The sequence below is a fragment of the Antrihabitans spumae genome, assembly GCF_043944905.1.
GTDB classification, from domain to species: domain Bacteria; phylum Actinomycetota; class Actinomycetes; order Mycobacteriales; family Mycobacteriaceae; genus Antrihabitans; species Antrihabitans spumae.
The window spans coordinates 91,970-111,638 of sequence record NZ_JBIMSN010000026.1; the positions used below are offsets into that span (position 1 = coordinate 91,970).

Annotated in this window: 17 protein-coding genes; 11 read left to right on the forward strand and 6 right to left on the reverse strand. The window is 63.4% G+C overall.

Annotation, left to right across the window (positions count from 1 at the left end):
• Nucleotides 1-48: 48 nt before the first annotated feature.
• A complete protein-coding gene (locus tag ACHIRB_RS06850) occupies nt 49-1,428 on the forward strand; it encodes a styrene monooxygenase/indole monooxygenase family protein (RefSeq protein ID WP_395123702.1) in 1,380 nt (459 codons plus the stop codon).
• A 155-nt stretch (nt 1,429-1,583) separates the two neighbouring features.
• Here ACHIRB_RS06850 and ACHIRB_RS06855 read toward each other — a convergent pair whose 3' ends face one another.
• The 3 genes from ACHIRB_RS06855 to ACHIRB_RS06865 all read right to left on the reverse strand — a co-directional run bounded on the left by ACHIRB_RS06855 (nt 1,584) and on the right by ACHIRB_RS06865 (nt 4,504).
• A complete protein-coding gene (locus tag ACHIRB_RS06855) occupies nt 1,584-1,952 on the reverse strand; it encodes an HNH endonuclease (protein ID WP_395123747.1) in 369 nt (122 codons plus the stop codon).
• Between the two features lie 226 nt (nt 1,953-2,178).
• Complete coding sequence (locus ACHIRB_RS06860; protein WP_395113700.1) at nt 2,179-3,036, reverse strand: SDR family NAD(P)-dependent oxidoreductase; 858 nt, start codon at nt 3,034-3,036, stop codon at nt 2,179-2,181.
• A complete protein-coding gene (locus ACHIRB_RS06865) occupies nt 3,029-4,504 on the reverse strand; it encodes a flavin-containing monooxygenase (RefSeq protein WP_395113698.1) in 1,476 nt (491 codons plus the stop codon). Before ACHIRB_RS06865 ends, ACHIRB_RS06860 begins: the two co-directional genes overlap by 8 nt.
• A gap of 71 nt (nt 4,505-4,575) precedes the next feature.
• Between ACHIRB_RS06865 and ACHIRB_RS06870 the strand changes: the two genes are divergently transcribed.
• From ACHIRB_RS06870 to ACHIRB_RS06880, 3 genes are all read left to right on the forward strand, one after another.
• On the forward strand, nt 4,576-5,631 hold the full coding sequence (locus ACHIRB_RS06870) for an AraC family transcriptional regulator (RefSeq protein ID WP_395127649.1): 1,056 nt from the start codon (nt 4,576-4,578) through the stop codon (nt 5,629-5,631).
• 169 nt (nt 5,632-5,800) lie between these two features.
• Nucleotides 5,801-8,029 (forward strand): NADP-dependent isocitrate dehydrogenase, encoded by a 2,229-nt coding sequence (locus ACHIRB_RS06875; protein ID WP_395123700.1) that lies wholly within the window; start codon nt 5,801-5,803, stop codon nt 8,027-8,029.
• A 158-nt stretch (nt 8,030-8,187) separates the two neighbouring features.
• A complete protein-coding gene (locus tag ACHIRB_RS06880; protein WP_395123699.1) occupies nt 8,188-9,258 on the forward strand; it encodes a class I SAM-dependent methyltransferase in 1,071 nt (356 codons plus the stop codon).
• A gap of 11 nt (nt 9,259-9,269) precedes the next feature.
• Here the strand turns inward: ACHIRB_RS06880 and ACHIRB_RS06885 are convergent, their stop codons facing one another.
• Both ACHIRB_RS06885 and ACHIRB_RS06890 read right to left on the reverse strand, forming a co-directional pair.
• A complete protein-coding gene (locus tag ACHIRB_RS06885) occupies nt 9,270-9,671 on the reverse strand; it encodes an SRPBCC family protein (protein WP_395113691.1) in 402 nt (133 codons plus the stop codon).
• Complete coding sequence (locus ACHIRB_RS06890; protein ID WP_395123698.1) at nt 9,655-12,891, reverse strand: ATP-binding protein; 3,237 nt, start codon at nt 12,889-12,891, stop codon at nt 9,655-9,657. Before ACHIRB_RS06890 ends, ACHIRB_RS06885 begins: the two co-directional genes overlap by 17 nt.
• Nucleotides 12,892-13,057: 166 nt before the next feature.
• On the opposite strand from ACHIRB_RS06890, the gene ACHIRB_RS06895 reads away from it, so the two are divergent.
• The 3 genes from ACHIRB_RS06895 to ACHIRB_RS06905 all read left to right on the forward strand — a co-directional run bounded on the left by ACHIRB_RS06895 (nt 13,058) and on the right by ACHIRB_RS06905 (nt 14,694).
• Nucleotides 13,058-13,282 carry a gamma-butyrobetaine hydroxylase-like domain-containing protein gene (locus ACHIRB_RS06895; RefSeq protein WP_395123746.1) on the forward strand — a complete coding sequence of 75 codons (225 nt, stop codon included), beginning with the start codon at nt 13,058-13,060 and terminating at the stop codon, nt 13,280-13,282.
• Between the two features lie 81 nt (nt 13,283-13,363).
• The gene (locus tag ACHIRB_RS06900) at nt 13,364-14,140 is read left to right on the forward strand and encodes a TauD/TfdA family dioxygenase (protein ID WP_395127652.1); all 777 of its coding nucleotides are present in this window, start codon (nt 13,364-13,366) and stop codon (nt 14,138-14,140) included.
• A gap of 2 nt (nt 14,141-14,142) precedes the next feature.
• Complete coding sequence (locus ACHIRB_RS06905) at nt 14,143-14,694, forward strand: HD domain-containing protein (RefSeq protein WP_395123697.1); 552 nt, start codon at nt 14,143-14,145, stop codon at nt 14,692-14,694.
• Here the strand turns inward: ACHIRB_RS06905 and ACHIRB_RS06910 are convergent.
• On the reverse strand, nt 14,669-15,430 hold the full coding sequence (locus tag ACHIRB_RS06910; RefSeq protein WP_395123696.1) for a GntR family transcriptional regulator: 762 nt from the start codon (nt 15,428-15,430) through the stop codon (nt 14,669-14,671). The two genes, ACHIRB_RS06905 and ACHIRB_RS06910, sit on opposite strands and share 26 nt — an antisense overlap.
• A 243-nt stretch (nt 15,431-15,673) precedes the next feature.
• Between ACHIRB_RS06910 and ACHIRB_RS06915 the strand changes: the two genes are divergently transcribed.
• Genes ACHIRB_RS06915 through ACHIRB_RS06930 form a run of 4 tightly spaced genes read left to right on the forward strand, consistent with a single transcriptional unit; the run spans nt 15,674 to nt 19,624 of the window.
• Nucleotides 15,674-16,828 (forward strand): ABC transporter substrate-binding protein, encoded by a 1,155-nt coding sequence (locus ACHIRB_RS06915; RefSeq protein WP_395123695.1) that lies wholly within the window; start codon nt 15,674-15,676, stop codon nt 16,826-16,828.
• An 8-nt stretch (nt 16,829-16,836) separates the two neighbouring features.
• Nucleotides 16,837-17,748 carry an ABC transporter permease gene (locus tag ACHIRB_RS06920; RefSeq protein ID WP_395113685.1) on the forward strand — a complete coding sequence of 304 codons (912 nt, stop codon included), beginning with the start codon at nt 16,837-16,839 and terminating at the stop codon, nt 17,746-17,748.
• Nucleotides 17,736-18,551 carry an ABC transporter permease gene (locus ACHIRB_RS06925; RefSeq protein WP_395123694.1) on the forward strand — a complete coding sequence of 272 codons (816 nt, stop codon included), beginning with the start codon at nt 17,736-17,738 and terminating at the stop codon, nt 18,549-18,551. The genes ACHIRB_RS06920 and ACHIRB_RS06925 overlap by 13 nt, the downstream gene beginning before the upstream one ends.
• The gene (locus ACHIRB_RS06930) at nt 18,548-19,624 is read left to right on the forward strand and encodes an ABC transporter ATP-binding protein (protein ID WP_395123693.1); all 1,077 of its coding nucleotides are present in this window, start codon (nt 18,548-18,550) and stop codon (nt 19,622-19,624) included. Before ACHIRB_RS06925 ends, ACHIRB_RS06930 begins: the two co-directional genes overlap by 4 nt.
• Nucleotides 19,625-19,669 lie beyond the last annotated feature (45 nt).

Sequence of the window (19,669 nt, forward strand, 5' to 3'; positions counted from 1 at the left end):
GTGATCGCAACTGTGCCGAAGTACGCTCCGCGACGGAACAATTCGAGCATGACCAACCAAAACCCCAATTCCTCCTCCGCCCGTAAGGCCGCCGTGATCGGCGCAGGCCAGACAGGAGTTACCGCCGCACTCGGTTTGCTCGACGCCGGCTTCGCCGTCACCCTCTACAGCGACCGCGACCAACGCTCGTTGCGCAACGACGTACCTGCCGCAGGCACCGCGCTCGAGTTCGGTGAGACCCAGCAGGCCGAGATCGCGCTCGGACTCGACCCGTACACATCCCGTGCCCCAAGGCATTCCGGCTTGAGTGTGCGTATCGCCGGCGAACAGAACGCCGAACTGATCGCATTCGACGGCAACTTCGACGGCTACGTCGGCGTCGCTGTCGACACCCGACTCAAAGCCGACGAGCGCCTCACCACGTTCCAGGAGCGTGGCGGCCGCTTCGTAGTCGAGCCGGTCACACCCGAGACGCTCGACGGAATCGCAGGCGCGAACGACCTCACGCTCGTAGCAACCGGCGGCGCCGGCCTGTCCAATCTTTTCGCCGTCGATCCGGTTCGCTCCGTTTACGATGCGCCGCAACGCCACTTGCTCACCGTCACAGTCACTGGGCTCGGCTTCGACGAGGGCGTCTTCGCGCATCGCAGCCCGGCGGGCGGCGGGCACAGCGGCTTCTCGATCTTCGCCGAACAGGGCGAGGGCTGGTGGGGTCCGTACCTGCACAAGGACGCCGGCCCGAGCTGGGCCTTCCTCGGCTGGGCACGCCCCGGCAGCGACTGGGACAACCGTTTCGCCGCTGCCGATTCCGCGAAGTCTGCGTTGGCAATCGTCAAGAACCTCTACCGCGACTACATCGACTGGGATCTGCCGGAGGTGCTCGCGACCGAGAACATCATCGAGGATCCGCATTCCTGGTTGAAGGGTGCGGTTACGCCGGTCGTCCGCGAGGGCGTCGGACGCACCGCCAGTGGCCATGTCGTTGCCGCGCTCGGTGACACCGCCGTCGCGTACGACCCCATCGCCGGACAGGGTGCGCAGGGTGGACTGATCCAGGCGCAGCGCCTCGTTGCCGCCGCGACCATTCACGACGGGGCATTCGACGAAGCGTGGCTGGCAGGTCAGTATGCGGACTTCCTGGCAGCGCGTTCCGACGCTGCGAACAAGGTCACGCGCCTGTTCCTCAGCGATCCGGAATTCGCTGACATCGGCGGTCAGTTCTTCGCCACCGCAGCGGTCGATCCGCGGTTCGCGTCCGCGTTGGTCGCTCTGCTGCATCGTCCGCAGCCGTTCCTCGGCATCGATTCGCCCGAGGCAGCAGGTGCTTACATCCAGCAGGTCACCGGCGAGGATCCGGCGGAACTGCTGGCTCGCTTCGCACCGGCAGGCAGGTTCGCGAGGTCGACCTTCGCTCCTGCACTCGTCTAGTTCTCGGCGCTATCAACGGGATCGACCTGCACGCTTTGTGCGGGCCGGTCCCGTTTCGCGTGCTCTATGTGGAGTGAATGTGCCCCTCACTCCATCCAGCGACGTCAATGTGACCCACACGCCGCGACGTGCCCGCCAAAACCCCGGAGCCAATGTCACAGTCGTACCTCTATGCGGGACGAATGCACATCCGCTCCACCAAAAGTGGAGTGACCCTCCCCCAACATCGGCGCGAACTTCTCGGCCAGTGCGGCCTTGATCTCGATGTGGCGCAACAGAAAAGCGCGCTCATCGAGCCGCTTGCGACGTAGCCATGCCGTCACTTCGTCGTTGCATTTGCTCGCGTTGCAGGAACCACACGCGGGTGCGATGTTGTCGAGCGTGTACCGACCGCCGCGCGAAATCGCTTGCACGCAATCACGCTGCAGCGGCTTGTCGACCGCTCCGCAGTAGGCGCAGCCACCCCACGCTTCTTTGAGCGCCGCCCATTGCGCGTCGCTCAAATCATGCTCGACCAAGCCCATACGACGTTTACGCCTGCGAGCGATGCGTGCCTTGCGAGTCCGGTTCACCACCACGGACTGAGCCTAAGCAGATCCGCACGCGTGCCCCTCGCGACATTCCGTGTCATGGTGCGATGAATCGCGGAGTCCTACTCCACCTCTTGCGCGATTGCGCCGTCGAGCAGGCGGTTATTGCCCGGGCCACTCGGCCGATACCCCAGCATCGGCCTGCTCGGCAGGCGTGCCCTCAACGACGCTGCAACTCCACGCTTTCGATGTATGCACGCCGCTTCGCGATGTCAGCGTTGGCGACGGTGTCGTGCCCACCCAGAAGTCGCGAGATCTTGTTTCGTAGATCCTCCGGAAGGGGAAACAGCAATTTGGCTGCGAGTCCTGTGGTGGCCGGCACTATGCGCTGCCCACCTCGGCCGCTGGCGACAGCGTCGAGGATCGAGTCGGCAACATCGCCTGGCTCGATGAAGCCGATGCGTCGAGCAAGCCAGTTCGGTGAAAGTCCGTCGATCAGTTCGGTATTGACGAAGGACGGGCAGATCGTCGACACCGCGACGCCTAGCGGTTCGAGTTCCTGATGCAGTGCCTCGCCGAGCCCGACGACGGCGTGCTTGGTCGCGCAATACGTCGCTGCTCCCGGTGGACTGAGCAGCCCGAGGATCGACGCGACGTTGACAATGTGTCCGCTACCGCGTTCGGCGAAACGTCGTCCGGCGAGCTTGGACCCGATGATCACGCCACGGGTGTTGATGGCGAACTGCCTGTCTGCCAGCTCGATCGACTCGTCGAGAAAGTTCCCCGTCGGCATGATGCCCGCGTTGTTGACGAGTGCATCGAGTTCGCCGAACTCCTTCAGGGCCGTGTCCAAGAAGGCCTCGAACGAGGAGACGTCGGTGACGTCGAGTGCCAAGCCGAGTACCTGCGCGCCCGATGTCTCGGCGATCGCCGCTGCCGTCTTCTCGACCTGTGCTGCATCGATATCGCCGATCACAACGGACGCACCTGCAGCCGCGAACGCTTCGGCGGTCGAGCGGCCGATCCCACGCGCACCGCCGGTGATCGCAATCCGTTTGCCTGCCAATGTTTTACGCATTTGCGGAGACCGTCCCGATCTCGTAGGCGTCGAAATCGACCTTGCCTGTCGCACGTGCGTACGCAACGTGCGAACCAGGCCACACTGCGACGACTTTGCCGTCCTCGGTGTGATACCAGCCAGGGCATCCGCTCGTGAAGACCGTGCCGGACAACTTGCGTTGGATCTCTTCGTTGAACGCGTCCTGGACGTCCTGACGTACGTCGATCCAGCCGCCGTCCTTGGCGATCCGCTGAATCGCCTCACGGGCGTAGCGCGCCTGCTTCTCCAACAGGAAGATGATCGTGTTCGTCAGCGAACCCGTGTTCGGGCCGTAGATCATAAACAGATTCGGGTAGCCGGAGACCGTGATCCCGAGGTAGGCCTCCGGACCGTTCTTCCACTCGGTGTGCAGTTTTCGGCCGTCGCGGCCGGTGATGTCGATCGGCGCGAGGTACTCGGTGGCGGTGAATCCGGTGCACCAGATGATCACGTCCGCATCGACTTCGGTGCCGTCGTCGAGAACTAGCCCAGCAGGCGTCACCCGAGTTACGGCGTTGGCATGCAAGGTGGTTTGGTCGCGATCGAGCGCCGGATACCACTCGTTCGACAACAGCACCCTGTTGCAGCCGACCTTGTAGTCCGGGGTCACTGCCTTGCGCAGTTCAGGATCCTTGATCTCGCGACGAATCTTGTACTTCAGCCACTCGTGCAGTCCGCCGCGCAGCGGGTCGAACTGATCGAAGATGATCGGCACCCGCGCTTCGTACCAGGCCCATTCCACGTTGTGCTGCAGCCGGGACAAACCGGGAACGTTGCGCATCAACCACTTGACCTGACGGTTCGAGCGGTGATTCCACTTGTTGCCGACCCAGTTCGGCGACCGCTGGATCACGTGCAACTCCGACACCTGGTCGACGATCGCCGGCACCAATTGGACGGCGCTGGCACCGCTCCCGACGACGGCGACCTTCTTGCCGGTCAGGTCGACACTGTGATCCCAACGCGCAGAATGAAAATGGTCACCTGCAAATGCAGCCAAGCCGTCCAGGTCAGGAATCTTCGGCCGCGACAGCTGACCGGTCGCGCAGATCAACGCATCGAACCACTGCGTCTCGCCACCTTCGATTTCGAGCTCCCACCGTCCGGACGACTCATCGAAGCGAGCAGCGACGATCTCGGTATCGAACCGAGCTTTCTGGAGGACGCCGTACTTCTCGGCACAGCGCTCGAGGTACGCCTTGATCTCCGACTGCGACCCGAACCTCGCGGACCATTCGGTTTCCAGCTCGTAGGAGTAGGAGTACGTCGGCGACGGCACGTCGCATGCCGCGCCTGGGTAGGTGTTGTCACGCCAGACGCCGCCGACACCGCTACCCCGGTCGAAAACGGTGTAGTTGTCGATTCCGTTGCGCTCGAGTTCGATCGCGGCGCCGAGGCCGCCGAACCCGCAACCGATGATGGCCACAGAGGGTGTCTTGTCAGGCATGGTTCGTAAGGTACGGCCGGCCCGCTTACCTGCCCATGTCCGCGCCGGGCAGAGTATTGTCATTTTCGGACATGATGACGACGGCAACAAGCATCGACGCACCCGCGTGGGACCACCCTCGCGGGACGGCGGCTGCCCGAATCCTCCTCGAACTCGGCGTCGATCGTGGCGTCGGTCGATCGGACCTGCTCGCAGGTACCGGGCTGGCGCCTGCCGAGCTCGCGGATCCGACGTTCGAGGTCGAAGCGGGCCAGGAACTCGCTATCGCTCGCAACTTGTCGCGCGCACTCGGACAACCATCCGGCCTCGGGATCGACGCTGGAATGCGTTACACGATAGGCCATTTCGGCACCTGGGCATACGCGATGCTGTCGAGCCCGACGCTGCGCGAGCTCGTCCGGATCGGTGTCCGATACACCGGACTTTCCTTCGCCTTCATTAGACCGGTCTTCGAGGAGGACCGCAACGAGGGTCGAGTCGTCCTCGCCGACAACGAGATTCCCGACGATGTGCGGACATTCTTCGTCGAACGCGAAATGACCAAACTCGCGAACATGATGCCGATCGCCCTAGGCGCACGCCACGGTGCTGTGCGATACGAGACGAGTCTCGACGGAGCGGAGGCCGCAGCGATGCGTGACCGCCTGCCTCACATCACGTTGCTCACCGGCCGCGAACGGCACATCCTGGCCTTCGATCGCGCACTGCTCGATGCCCCGCTCCCCCAGGCTGATCCGATCACCGCGCAAATCTTGGAGCGACAATGCGCCGACCTACTGCAGGCACGACGCAACCGCCGTGGAGTCGCGAGCCACGTCCGTTCGTTGATACTCGCCCGCCTCGACCAGTCGCCGAGCATGGAACAGATTGCAGGTGAATTGCACGTCGACCCGCGAACCTTGCGGAGGCAACTGCACGCCGACGGGACATCGTTTCGGGAGCTGATCGACGAAGTCCGCGAGACGATCGCAGACGAATTGCTCGGCACCGCCGGACTCACGGTTGGAGACGTCGCGAGCCGCCTCGGCTATCACGACGCTGCGGGATTCACACGCGCGTATCGCCGCTGGACGGGTACGACGCCTGGCCGAGGCCGCGGTGTGGCGATTCCGGTCGTGCCGTCGTGAACTGCCACACAGGCGACGTCCACGCGCTCGAGCACCGCCGGATAGGTGATCCCGATGCGCCACCGGGCGCTGATCGGATATGTTCGCGGATGGCGAGGGCTACGAGCCCCGGCGGCATTCGAACCGCTCTAGACCCAATGAAACTTCTGACGTCGGGAGAACGAAAAAAATGACTGCCAAGCAGCCGACCATCATCTACACGCTTACCGACGAGGCGCCGCGACTCGCGACCTACGCCTTCCTGCCGATCATTCGCGCATTCACCGACCCGGCAGGCATCGAGATCGAGACCAGCGACATCTCTGTCGCTGCCCGCATCCTTGCCGAGTTCCCTGATTTCCTGACCGAGGAGCAGCGGGTTCCGGACAACCTCGCGGCGCTCGGCGAATTGACGCAGTTCCCCGAGACCAACATCATCAAGCTGCCGAACATCAGCGCCTCGGTGCCCCAGCTGGTGAACGCGATCAAAGAGTTGCAGGACAAGGGCTACGCGCTGCCCGACTACCCGCAGAATCCGAAGACCGACGAAGAAAGAGAACTTCGCACTCGCTACGGGAAGCTCCTCGGTAGTGCCGTCAATCCGGTTCTCCGCGAAGGCAACTCCGACCGGCGCGCACCGAAGGCGGTCAAGGAGTACGTCCGTAAGCACCCGCACAGCATGGGCGAATGGTCGATGGCCTCGCGCACCCATGTCGCGCACATGAAGCACGGCGACTTCTACCACGGCGAGAAGTCGATGACACTGGACCGCGCGCGCAATCTGAAGATGGAACTGAACACCGACGCCGGCGAAACGATCGTGCTCAAGCCCGAAGTTCCGATGGGCGAGGGCGACGTCATCGACAGCATGTTCATGAGCCGCAAAGCTCTTCTCGAGTTCTACGAGGAGCAGATGGAGGACGCACGCAAGAGCGGCGTGATGTTCTCGCTCCACGTGAAGGCGACGATGATGAAGGTCTCGCACCCCATCGTCTTCGGCCACGCTGTCCGCGTCTTCTACAAGGACGCGTTTGCAAAGCATCAGGCTCTGTTCGACGAGTTGGGCATCAACGTCAACAACGGGCTCGGCGATCTGTACGACAAGATCGAGTCCCTGCCCAGCTCGCAACGAGACGAGATCAGCAAAGATCTGCACGACTGCCACGAGCACCGCCCCGAGTTGGCGATGGTCGATTCGGCACGCGGCATCACGAACTTCCATTCGCCGAGCGATGTGATCGTCGACGCCTCGATGCCCGCGATGATCCGTTCCGGCGGAAAGATGTACGGCGCCGACGGACGTACCAAGGACACGAAGGCAGTGATGCCGGAGTCCACGTTCGCACGTATCTACCAGGAGATCATCAACTTCTGTAAGACCAACGGCGCCTTCGACCCGGCGACGATGGGCACGGTGCCGAACGTCGGCCTCATGGCACAGAAAGCCGAGGAGTACGGCAGCCACGACAAGACCTTCGAAATTCCCGCAGACGGCGACGCCAACATCGTCGACCTCGACACCGGTGAAGTACTGCTGACCCAACACGTCGAAGCAGGCGACATCTGGCGTATGTGCACCGTCAAGGACGCGCCGATCCGCGACTGGGTCAAACTGGCCGTCACGCGCGCTCGCGACTCCGGCACTCCCGTGCTGTTCTGGTTGGACCCGTATCGTCCGCACGAGAACGAGCTGATCAAGAAGGTGCGCCTCTACCTGAAAGATCACGACACCGAGGGCCTCGACATCCAGATCATGTCGCAGGTGCGGTCCATGCGATACACGCTGGAGCGGGCTATGCGAGGTCTCGACACCATCGCCGCGACCGGCAATATCCTCCGCGACTACCTGACCGACCTGTTCCCGATCCTGGAGCTCGGCACGAGCGCCAAGATGCTCTCGGTCGTGCCGTTGATGGCCGGTGGCGGATTGTACGAAACGGGAGCAGGCGGTTCGGCGCCGAAACACGTCACGCAGTTGGTCGAAGAAGACCATCTGCGCTGGGATTCACTCGGCGAATTCCTCGCTCTCGCGGTAAGTCTCGAAGACCTCGGCCGCAAGACCGACAACAAGCGCGCGACCATCTTGGCGACGACGCTGGACGCTGCGACCGGCAAGCTGCTGGAAAACAACAAGAACCCGTCGCGCAAGACAGGCGAGATCGACAACCGCGGAAGCCAGTTCTATCTCGCGCTGTATTGGGCCGAAGAACTCGCCGCGCAGACCGACGACCCTGAGTTGGCCGAGAAGTTCGCGACGCTCGCCAAGACTCTGAGCGAAAACGAGCAGAAGATCATCGACGAACTCGCCGAGGTGCAGGGCAACCCGGTCGACATCGGCGGGTACTACCTTCCCGACGACGACAAGACCGTCAAGGTGATGCGGCCGAGCGAAACGTTCAACGCCGCATTGTCGGGGTAGCAGTCGGTTAGCGGAACAGTGTGGCGATGCTCTCGGATACCGAGAGCAATCGCGCACTTTCCGGCGATCAACATTGACGCTCGCTTGACGGTGGCGGCACGCCCGACGTCGCACTCTGGTCCGATACAGATCCCGAAGTATCCGGACAGGAGCGTCCCATGACTACCACCGCACCACAGGCTTCCCAAGCTGACGTCGAGGCATTCCTCGGCCGATTCGTCGTCGACTTCGGCGCAGCGCTGGCGTCCGCCGGGGTCATTCTCGGCGACCGCCTCGGGCTCTATCGGGCTCTCGCCGAGCTCGGGTCCGCCACTGCCGAGGAACTCGCGGAGCGAACCGACACCGACCCCCGCTACGTTCGGGAATGGTTGTCGGGCCAGGCAGCCGGCGGCTACGTAGACTTCGACGGCGAAAGCAACTTCTCGCTGACACCCGCTCAGATCGTGTGTCTCGCAGACTCGCACAGCCCAACTTTTCTACCGGGCGCGTTCGAAATTGCGGCGTCGGTATACAAGGACGCCGACACGATCATCGAGGCCTTTCGAACCGGTCGTGGCGTCGGCTGGCACGAGCACCATCACGAACTGTTCGCCGGTACGGAACGATTCTTCCGTCCGGGTTACGCCGCCAACCTCGTCGACAATTGGATTCCGGCGCTGCGCGGTGTGGAGGCAAAACTGCTCAGCGGCGCGAACGTTGCCGATGTGGGATGCGGGCACGGTGCATCGACGATCATCATGGCGCAGGGTTTTCCGCGGTCGACGTTCGTCGGCTTCGACTACCACGAGGCGTCCGTCGTCCAAGCACGAATTGCCGCTGACGTTGCCGGCGTATCCGACAGGGTGCGCTTCGAGGTCGCAGGAGCCGCGGACTACCCTGGAACCGATTTCGACCTTGTCACGATGTTCGACTGCCTGCACGATATGGGCGATCCGGTCGGCGCTGCTCGCCACGTCCGGGAGTCGCTGAATTCCGACGGCACACTGTTGTTGGTCGAACCGATGGCAGGAAATTCGTTGGCAGAGAACCTGAATCCTGTTGGACGAGTGTTCTATTCGGCGTCGACGTTCATCTGCACGCCCGCCTCACGCGCGCAGGACGTCGGCGCATGTCTTGGCGCGCAAGCAGGAGAGCAGCGGCTCGAAGAGGTCGCGAGGCAAGCCGGTTTCACTCAATTTCGACGCGCAGCCGAGACACCGTTCAACATGGTTCTCGAAGCCAAACCGTAGTTCGGACAACACTATCCGTGCGAGGCGACCTCAGCGAGGCGCCGTAGCGAGGACGAGATCACACTCTGCTGAGTCGCCAAACGGTGTGCTTCCGACTCGGGTATTTCGACGTGGACCGAGATGCGGGTCCCTGTGTCCACTGGCTCGAGTCGCCAGTCGAAGGCAAGTTCCGACACCGTGCAGGTCACCGTGACGCGGAGGTCGTCGGTGCGCGACTGTACGAGTTGCGGCATCGGGAAGTCCGGATAGCCATCGGGGTAGATGGTGATGTCCGCGTCCCCTCCCAGTTCGTCGCCCGATACTGCGGACTCGATTCCGGTCCACCATTCGGGAAATCGCAGCGGGTCGTAGAGGGTCAGCCAGACGTCCTCCGGAGAGGCCGCACATTCTGTCGAGTCATCGAAGGTCGGCATTGTTCGCTCCTTGCTGGGGGTCGTGATCGAGAGCAGCGAGATCGGCGCGGACCGATCGCAGTTCCTCTGCGGGAGAGACCAATCCGATCACCGGTCGGCCGAAATCGGCGATCGTGGCGACCAGACGGTCGCCTAGGTCGATCGCAGCTGTCCTTCTACGCCAACCATTTTCAGCACGTCCGTATTCGGTTCGCGCTCTGTCGACCTCGCCGCGTGCGGCCGCGATCAACCCGCGTACCGACGACATGCGGGCAACCAACATGTCCGGCCAGTCCCCCGCATGCACCGGTTCGAGCACGGTCGCTCGCAACTCGGCTTCCGACTCGTCGTGGCGCCCCAACCGTGCAAGGGCTTCTGCGCGTTGCAAGCGCGCCAGTGGTCGACAGATCGAGGCAGAACTGACGTCCAGGGCCCGCAGCAGCCGCGCCTCCGCGTCCTCGTAGGAGCCGGCGCGCAGCAAGGCTCGTCCTATCTCCGCATCGGCTCTCGCGCACAATTCGATGGTGCCCAGGTTGTCGGCCAGGCCCCGCGCCGCCAAGGTGTCGCGAAGCGCATCGTCGTGTCGCGCCAGCCTGGACAGCACCCATGCACGCGACATCAGCATCTCGGCGGCCAGAGCTGTCGAGGATTGCTGTTCTTCTGCCTCGAGCGCCTCGTCGAGCACGTCGAGCGCGGCATCGTGATAGCCCCCTGCCGCGAGTCCAGCGGCAGCGTTGAGAAGCGCGAGGTACACCAGATCGGTTCGCCCGATCGAGCGGGCAATCGCTGCGCCGTACCGGGCTGGTTCGGCTGCTTCGGTAAATCGTCCGCGCCGCAACAGAACCAACGATCGGGCGTTGCCGATCCTGACAGCCAATAATGGATCTTCCGGTATGCCAACCTGTCCCGCTGCAGCCTCGGCGATCAGTTCGTCGCAAGCATCGGCATCGCCGGCCACGGCTTCGCACCACGCGAGTGACGCCAACAGATGAACACGCATGTCGCGCGGTGGCTCCGCTGCTCGATCGAGTACCTCGAGCGCTGTCCGCAACGATCGCAAGGCCAAGCGGGGCCGACACAGCGGACCGGTGTTCCATTCTGCGCACCGGATATGCGCGCTGGCCACCGCAACCCGGTCACCGCCGGATTCGGTCATTCGCACCGCCAGCTCGAAATGCCGGTCGAACTCGTGGCGTCGCCCGCGGTAAGCGGACACCTCGGCCAACGCCATCGGTATGTCGGCGTCGTTCGGGATTAGGTCCGCTGCTTCGACGAGCAATTCGTGAGCGCGTTCGAAGGCGCCGAGTGATCGCGCGTGTCCAGCGGCCTGGATCAGCAAGCGGCCGGCGCCGGAGCGATCACCCGCACGCTTGCTGTGTAGCGCCGCCTCGCCTGCGCGCTCGAGACCACCGGTCTCGGCGAGATCGAGCGCAGCCGTCGCATGAATCCGGGCTCGCTCCAGTTCGGGCAGTTCGGCGTAGAACGCATCGCGAAGCAGTGCGTGGCAGAAGTCGAGACGCCCGCCGGTCACGCTGACCAGACCCGCGTCTTCGGCAAGCCGGACTGCATCGTCCAATCGGGCATCGGGCGCCAACTCGGGCAACCTGCGCCGCACTTCTTCGACAGTCAGAAATCTTCCCGCCACCGCGAGCGTCGCGCACAGATCTCGGGCATTCCCAGGCAGATTCGCGGTCCGGGCCCGAATCGTGCCGCGCAGTCCCTCCGGCAGGGATCGGCCGCCGATCAGAACCGTCCGCGTCGACTCCACCGCGAGCAGCGCGTTACCGTCGCTCGCCGACACGACACAGTCGAGATCGTCGTCGGACAGTCCCCCGATCGCGGCGGCAAGTTCGGCAATCGATCGCGGATCGAGCCGGCCGAGGGGCACCTCGGTCATCGGAATCTGCAGGTGACGGTTCTGGTGCTCCGCATCGGCAAGTGCAGGCCTGATGGGTCGATCACGTCGCGTCCAGACGATCAGCACCGGCATTCCGCACAACCTACGACCGGCACGGGCGAGGACGGCAGCGCTCGAATCGTCACAGTCGTGCATGTCCTCCAGGACAGCAAGCAGGGGTCCGCGTGACGCGGCGTACTCGACGAGAGCCAGCAGTCCCTCGGTCAGTCGCGCCGACTCCAGGTCCGGCGGTCCCGGAGCGGTCGGCGCGATCATCGTCGGCAGCAGCGGAGCAAGCGCCGTCGTGAACAGCTCCCCTTTCGGCACACCACCGATGCCGTGCACTATCGCTCGGGCAAGATCGGCCCACGGCGAGAACGGCGCACCGAGATTCGTTGCTGTACCGACTGCCGTCAGTGCACCCTCGCTGGCGGCGGTCTCGGCTAGATCGGTTATCAGTCGAGTCTTTCCGATGCCTGCCTCGCCGTGCACTACAGCAAGTCCGCCTCGACCTGCCTTCGCCGAATGCCATGCCGCGAGCAGTTGTTGCCGCTCGCCCGCACGGCCGACCATCGGGCCCTGCGACATCGGACGAAGCTGCCGTTTCGGTGCCGAGGGTTCCTGCGGTGCCGGACGAATGTTTCTGATTCTCTCCGCGAGCCGCCAGGTCTCCTCCGACGGCGCGATCCGCAATTCACGCCTGAGCCGATCGACGAGTTTCGAGTAGACCGCGAGGGCCACGGGCCGGTCGCCCGATTCCTCGTAGCGGCACATAAGTACACGCGCGCACGATTCCGACAACGGGTTCAGCGCAGCCGCCTGTCTTGCTCGCTCGAGTGCGGTGACCGTGTCGCCGTCCGCCGCGGCCTGCTCCGAGCGCGCGGTCAACAGCTGAATAACTCTGTCCCTGTACGTATCTCGCGCAACGAGAGTCCACTCTTCGTCCAGTCCGACCAGTACTTCGCCGGCACCGACGGCGAGAGCCTCGTCCGGTCGGTCTCGATCGACGAACTCGTCGAACCGCCACAGATCGACGTCGACGTTGCGTAGCTCGATTCGATCACGTGAGGTGTCCAGAACAGTGTCGGCGTGCACGCCGAGTGCACGTCGCAACGACCAGAGCGCACTCCGAACACTCTGCCGGGCACTGGCATCGGGAACCTCGGGCCACAGCGCAGCCGCCACCTCTCGACGCGGATGCGGACCGGGGTTGATTGCCAGCCAACCGAGTAGGGCACGTGATCGCAAGCTGTCCGGAAGCGCAACGGGGACATCGCCGACCTGGAGCGCAAGATCGCCGAACACGCGCACGGAAATCACCCCGTCGCGCGTCTTCGCCGACATAGCGTCTCCATCGCAGAATGCTGAGCCAGGTTCAGATTACGCCAGGTCAGGGCCCGAACGAGCGATAAATTCGGGGCCGTTGCACCGTCCGCAGCAGCTTCGGGATTTCACCTACAGGTCACCTCACCGTTAACATGTACAGCTAAGTTACATCTTGGCTATACAAGTGGAGGTAGCGATGACGCTGGACGCGCCCGCGATCTGGTTACGTGACAATTGCTCGTGCCCCGAGTGCAGACACCCGGGCAACGGGCAGAAACTCTTCAACATCGGCGACCTCGCCGAGGACGTCAGCGTCGACCACGTCCACGAGGACGACGGGGTTGTACACATCCGGTTCGGGCCCGATGGGCACGCGTCGGTGTTCGACAGCGACTGGCTCAACTCCTAGCTGCCGGACGCGAACGAACCCCCTGCCGACGTACGCTCCGAAGACGCCAAAATCCTCTGGGACGCAAACGATCTCGGTCCGATACCCGAGGCCGACTGGGCTTCCTACCAACGTGACGCCGGGGCGAAAGCCGCAGCGCTCGATGCGGTGGTCCGTAAGGGCTTCGTGGTGCTTCGTGGCGTCGAAACCACCGAGCGCCGTGTGCTGGACGTTGCCACCAGCTTCGGTTTCGTTCGAGACACGAACTACGGCGAGTTGTTCGACGTCAGGATCGAGGCAAATCCGGTGAACCTGGCGTTCACCGGCCTCCCGATCACACCGCATACAGACAACCCATATCGCGATCCGGTGCCGACCCTGCAGATCTTGCACTGCCTACGCAATGCAACCGCGGGCGGCGATTCGGGGTTCGTCGATGCGTTCAAGGCAGCTGCGGTGTTGCGTGCGGAGAATCCCGCGGCGTTCGACATGTTGAGTCGTACCGAGGTGACCTTCACGTTCGCGTCCGACGACGCGGAACTCAGCGCGACCCGGCCGATGATCGGACTCGATCCCTACGGTCGGATTCGGGAGGTTCGTTTCAACAACCGCTCGATGCAGCCTGTCCGCCTTCGGTCCACGGACGCCGTGCGCTTCTACGACGCGTACCGAGCATTCGCCGAGGTAGTAAATCGGCCCGAGCTGCAGATCGTTCTGCGTATGCAACCCGGCGACTGCGTCATCTTCGACAACGTCCGGCTTCTGCACGCGCGAACCGGTTTCGAAGGTGAAGCCGGCGAGCGTCATCTGCAAGGCTGCTACGCCGATCTGGACGGACTCGAAAGCACGTTGGCGATACTGCGGAGAGGCCGAGGATAGCCATGCGCGACATAGTCGACCGACTAAGAGAAATGTTCGAAGGCGAAGGCCTGCGCGACTACCTCGGCGAGGATGTCAGCATGGCGCAACACATGCTGCAGGCGGCCGTACACGCACGGACGGCAGGCGCCCCGGACTATCTGGTCGTCGCGGCACTCGTCCACGATATCGGGCACTTCACCGGAGTGGTATCCGGGCGAGATCTGATGTCGGGCAAAGAGAATCACCACGACGACGCTGGAGCCGACTGGCTTGCAACGTGGTTCGGTCCCGAGATCACCGAACCCGTGCGCCTGCACGTTGCCGCGAAACGGTATCTGTGTGCCGTAGAACCGTCCTACTTCGACGCATTGTCCGACGCTTCGGTCTACACACTCGGCCTCCAAGGCGGTCCGATGAGTGCAGCAGAAGTAGCGGAGTTCGAAAACAACCCGTACCACCGCGATGCAATAACGTTGCGCCGCTGGGAAGATGCCGGCAAGAACGCGGATGCGCCGACGCTGACGTTCGACGAGTTCATGCCTGCGATCAGGGCTGTGGCGATCCGCGTTTGAGAAGGCTGCTCACGTCGCGCGTGTTCCGAACACTGAACGCGATGGCGTCCGACCGCCAGCGGTCGTCCGACCATTCGATCGGCATACCGGCAGGATCCGCAGTGCGCCGTCGCTCGCGCAACAACGGGGTCCGCGGCCGCACGCCCAGCAGTCGGGCGTCGGCCGCGGTCGCCGCCAACGCGTCGATGGTGTGATCAGCCGAGTGCAAGACGACACCGAGTTCGTCCAACCGATCCGTGATGGATTCCGAATCCAGGGCGATTCCGGGCAGCACCGCGCCGACCTTCTCGACATAGGCGGTCCGCTCGATCATCACCGGCTCTCCCCCGAGCAACCGGACCCGGGTGAGGTGGTAGACCCTGCTGCCCTCCTCGAGGTCGAGCTGCTTGCACTCCTCAGTCGTTGCCGTACGCAACTCCAACGCGACGGTGCGGCTGGCGGGAAGATCACCGGTCGCACGCGCCCAGCGAGAGAAGCTGTACAACTCGTCGAAACTCTGCACGCGTGGAGACGCGACGACCACGCGGCGAGCGCCCTGTCGCGACGCGATGACACCGTCCCCGCGCAACTTGGCGAAGGCCTGACGGATCGTGCCTCTCGAAACGTCGTACCGGCTGGCCAACTCGCTCTCCGACGGTAGCGACGCTCCGTCCTTGTACTCCTGTGCGGCAATCTGTTTCAACAGATCTGCAGCGATCTGCCGATATCGTGCAGACGCATCGGTTGGCTGGCTCACCGGACAAGGCTATCAACGCGGGGCCGCATGCCAAGAACAGCACCATAAGTCAACTTGGCTAGCCAAGTTAACTTTTCGTGAACATCGCCCAGCGTGAACGAACAAGAGCGAAAAGGTCGCCACTGTTTCGACTTTTCGCGCACAATGATTACCTGCAGTTAGCCTCCCGTACACCTACGAGGGGCTTACTAGCTGGCGACTTGTCCAGCCAAGTTGGACGCCACCGAACGACGAGGAGACGTCGTGTTCGTATCTCGAACTCGCTTCGCAACACTCACAACAACGGTCGCGGTCGCGTGCGCCGTTCTCACCGCGTGCGGATCCGCGCCCGACACCTCCAGTTCTTCTGCAGACGGCACCGACGCTCGCACTGCAACCTCGGTCGCCGACTTCGGTGGGATGGACAAGCTTGTGGAGGCCGCCAAGAAGGAAGGCACGCTCCACACGATCACGCTGCCGCCGGACTGGGCGAACTACGGCGAGATCATGAAGACGTTCGAAACGAAGTACGGGATCAAGATCGAGAACGAGAACCCCGACGGCTCCAGTTCCGACGAGATCAACGCTGTGAAGACCCGCAAGGGGCAGGATCGCGCACCGGATGTTCTCGACCTCGGGCAGTCCTTCGCCAACAGCGGCGCCCAAGAGGGTCTGTTCGCGCCGTACAAGGTTGCGACCTGGGACAGCATTCCCGCAGGACAGAAAGACCCGGAAGGCAAGTGGGTCAACGACTACGGCGGCTACGTCTCGATCGGTTGTGACGCCGCGAAGATTGCGGTGTGCCCCCAGACCTTCGCTGATCTGCTCAAGCCCGAATACAAGGGCAAGGTCGCGCTGAACGGCAACCCGACCAAGTCCGGTTCTGCCTATGCCGGAGTGTTCGCGGCAGCACTCGCCAACGGCGGGTCGTTCGACGACATTGCACCGGGCATCGAATTCTTCGGAAAGCTCAAGGCCGCAGGCAATTTCAACCCGGTCGAATCGACTCCCGCGACGATCGAAAAGGGTGAGACCCCGATCAGCATCGACTGGGACTACCTCAATGTCGGTTACGCCGACAAGTACGCAGGCAAGGGCGTCGACTGGAAGGTCGCTGTCCCGACCGACGGAATCTTCGCGCAGTTCTACTCCCAGGCCATCAACAAGGACGCCCCGCACCCGGCCGCGGCGCGACTGTGGCAGGAGTTCCTCTTCAGCGCCGAGGGCCAGAACCTGTGGCTGAAGGGCTACGCGCGACCGGTGACGCTGACCGCAATTGCCGAGAGTGGCAGCGTCGACGGTGCCGCCGTCGCCAAGCTGCCCAAGGTCGACGGCACTCCGACGTTCCCCGACGAGGCGCAGGCCGCCAAAGCCAAGGAGGCCCTTGCCAACGGCTGGGCCACCGCCATGGCCGGCTGATTCAACCCATGACGACCGCTATACCAACGCTTGCGCCCGGTCCGGTATCCACCTCCGGACCGGCGCGCAAGAAATCGGCACAGACATCCCGCTCGTGGCTTGCCGCATTGCCACTGCTGACCTTTCTTGCGTTGGCATTCGGCATCCCCGCGATAGCGGTGCTGGTTTCGGCGTTCACCGTCGAGGACCCCACATCGGGTACGTCACACCTCGGCCTCGACAACATGACCGAAAGCCTGCAGGGCGCGTACCGCACCGCGCTCTGGTCCAGTGTGAAACTGGCCGCGTTGGTTGCGGTCGTCGGCGCAATACTCGGCACCATCCTTGCCCAGGCTGTCGTGACCTCGCGCGGAACCTTCCTGCGCGAGGCCGTCCTCACCGCGTCCGGCGTCTTGGCCAACTTCGGTGGTGTCCCGCTCGCCTTCGCCTGGATCGCGACCCTCGGCAACGCCGGACTTCTCACCACCATGTTCGGTCTGGGTGACAAGGGCTGGTCTCTGTACACGTTCTCCGGCCTTGCGATCGTCTACCTGTACTTCTCGATCCCACTGATGGTGCTGGTGATCACCCCCGCCCTCGACGGACTCCGTCCGCACTGGCGCGAAGCCGCTCTCAACAACGGTGCGACGACGTGGCAGTACTGGCGACATGTCGGCGTGCCGGTGCTTCTACCGTCGCTGATCGGCGGCATGGTGCTGCTGTTCGGTGGCGCCTTCGCCGCGTACGCAACTGCCGCGGCGATGGTCGGTGCGACCGTTCCCCTCGTCACCCTGCAGATCGCCGACGCGCTGTCAGGAAATGTGCTTGTCGGAAAAGAGAATCTGGCACTCGCGTTGAGTCTCGACATGGTCATCGTCGCCGCCCTGGTCATGGCGGTCTATCTGCCGCTGCGGAAAAGGAGCTCGCGATGGCTGGACTGACCACGATCGAGCGGCCACGCCTCGGCCGGGCTGCAGTGCTCGCGATTGCCGGGTTGTATTTCATACTCCCCCTTGCTGCGTCGTTCTGGTTCACCATCCACAGCGAGGCCGGTGGATTCTCGTTCGCCACCTACGGCAACATTCTCTCGGCCGAAGGCTTCACCAAATCTCTATTTACGTCATTGGGATTGGGCGTCGCAACCATCGTCGTCGTGCTCGCCCTGATGTTGCCCGCGATGCTCGCCGTTCGACTCGGAGCACCCAAGCTCGGCCAGGTGCTCGAAGTGGTCTGCACGCTACCGCTCGTGGTGCCACCGATCACGTTCGTGGCTGGGATCAGCACCGTATTACGTTGGGGCCCGGAACATCTGGCGAATACCCCGTTCTGGCAAACGCTGATCGCAATCCAGAAGCCCAACTTCCCCATCGTGCTCGTGCTCGCCTACGTCGTGCTGGCAACGCCCTATGTCTACCGCTCACTCGACGCGGGTCTGCGCGCCATCGACGTTCGCACCCTTGTCGAAGCCTCGCGCAATCTCGGCGCGGGTTGGCTCACGGTTATGTTCCGGACCATTCTGCCCAACCTGCGCACCTCGATCGCGAGCGCTGCATTCCTCACGCTTGCACTGGTTCTCGGCGAATACACGATCGCGGTCCTGCTCGGATTCCAACCCTTCGCGGTGTGGATCGTGACGATCTCCGGCGCGAATGCCCAACTCTCCGTCGCTGTCTCGTTGCTCAGCCTGATCGTCACCTGGGCGCTGCTACTCGTCGTATCCGGCGTTGGAAGGAAACGAAAATGACCTCACGGGTGGAGCTACGAAACCTCCGTCGCACCTTCGGCTCGACTGTCGCGCTCGACGATCTCGATCTCACGATCGAATCAGGCGAGCTGGTCGCCCTGCTCGGCCCGTCCGGATGCGGCAAGACCACCGCGCTGAGCTGCGTCGCCGGTTTCGAACGACCGGACAGCGGCGCGATCCTTGTCAACGACAAGGACATCACCAAAGTGCCGGCCAACCGGCGCGACGCCGCGATGGTCTTTCAGTCCTACAGCCTGTTCCCCCACCTGACGGCTCGCGACAACGTCGGCTTCGGCATGCGGATCCGGAAAGTCGCTGCGGCCAAGCGACATTCGCGCGCGGAAGAACTACTCGAGCTGGTCGGACTCCCCAGCGTCGGCGACCGCTACCCACACCAACTTTCCGGTGGACAGCAACAACGTGTCGCACTTGCACGCGCGCTCGCAATGGAACCAAGTGTGCTCCTGCTCGACGAACCGCTGTCAGCGCTCGACGCGAAAGTACGTGTCAGCCTTCGCGAAGAGATCCGCCGACTCCAGATCGACCTCGGCGTCACAACCCTGTTCGTCACGCACGATCAGGAAGAGGCTCTGTCGATGGCAGACCGCGTCGCCGTCCTACGCGGCGGCAGGCTCGAACAGGTCGGCACCCCGGACCGAATCTACGAACACCCTGCGACGGCGTTCGTCGCAGAGTTCATCGGCTCGATGAACCATATTCCGGGTGTGATCGACGGCAACCGCGTCGCCGTCCTCGGCCAGTACCTACCCATCGACGGGGACATTCCCGCGCATTCCGACGTCGACGTCCTCGTTCGACCCGAAGCGATACGACTTCGAGCAACTGACGGCGGTGCCGGGCTGGTGACAAGGTCGTCGTTCCGCGGCGCGACAGCGAGACTGCACGTCGATTTGAATGGTGTGGAACTTCAGGCGGACGTTCCAGGCCACGACGCCGCTGTCCTGGCGCCGGGCGCACGTGTCGAGGTCTCCCTTGTCGAACGCCCAGCGCTGGTCACCGAACGCACGGCATCCTTCGAATCCAACGTTCGTGCGGTCGAGTCCGTCGGCTGACGATTTGTCCGAAATTTCAGGGTTGTCCCTGATGTGATCGAGCGG

Coding starts and splice junctions, on each gene's coding strand:
- ACHIRB_RS06850 (WP_395123702.1), top strand. CDS start 49: ATGACCAACCAAAACCCCAATTCCTCCTCCGCCCGTAAGGCCGCCGTG.
- ACHIRB_RS06855 (WP_395123747.1), bottom strand. CDS start 1,952: ATGGGCTTGGTCGAGCATGATTTGAGCGACGCGCAATGGGCGGCGCTC.
- ACHIRB_RS06860 (WP_395113700.1), bottom strand. CDS start 3,036: ATGCGTAAAACATTGGCAGGCAAACGGATTGCGATCACCGGCGGTGCG.
- ACHIRB_RS06865 (WP_395113698.1), bottom strand. CDS start 4,504: ATGCCTGACAAGACACCCTCTGTGGCCATCATCGGTTGCGGGTTCGGC.
- ACHIRB_RS06870 (WP_395127649.1), top strand. CDS start 4,576: ATGATGACGACGGCAACAAGCATCGACGCACCCGCGTGGGACCACCCT.
- ACHIRB_RS06875 (WP_395123700.1), top strand. CDS start 5,801: ATGACTGCCAAGCAGCCGACCATCATCTACACGCTTACCGACGAGGCG.
- ACHIRB_RS06880 (WP_395123699.1), top strand. CDS start 8,188: ATGACTACCACCGCACCACAGGCTTCCCAAGCTGACGTCGAGGCATTC.
- ACHIRB_RS06885 (WP_395113691.1), bottom strand. CDS start 9,671: ATGCCGACCTTCGATGACTCGACAGAATGTGCGGCCTCTCCGGAGGAC.
- ACHIRB_RS06890 (WP_395123698.1), bottom strand. CDS start 12,891: ATGTCGGCGAAGACGCGCGACGGGGTGATTTCCGTGCGCGTGTTCGGC.
- ACHIRB_RS06905 (WP_395123697.1), top strand. CDS start 14,143: ATGCGCGACATAGTCGACCGACTAAGAGAAATGTTCGAAGGCGAAGGC.
- ACHIRB_RS06920 (WP_395113685.1), top strand. CDS start 16,837: ATGACGACCGCTATACCAACGCTTGCGCCCGGTCCGGTATCCACCTCC.
- ACHIRB_RS06925 (WP_395123694.1), top strand. CDS start 17,736: ATGGCTGGACTGACCACGATCGAGCGGCCACGCCTCGGCCGGGCTGCA.
- ACHIRB_RS06930 (WP_395123693.1), top strand. CDS start 18,548: ATGACCTCACGGGTGGAGCTACGAAACCTCCGTCGCACCTTCGGCTCG.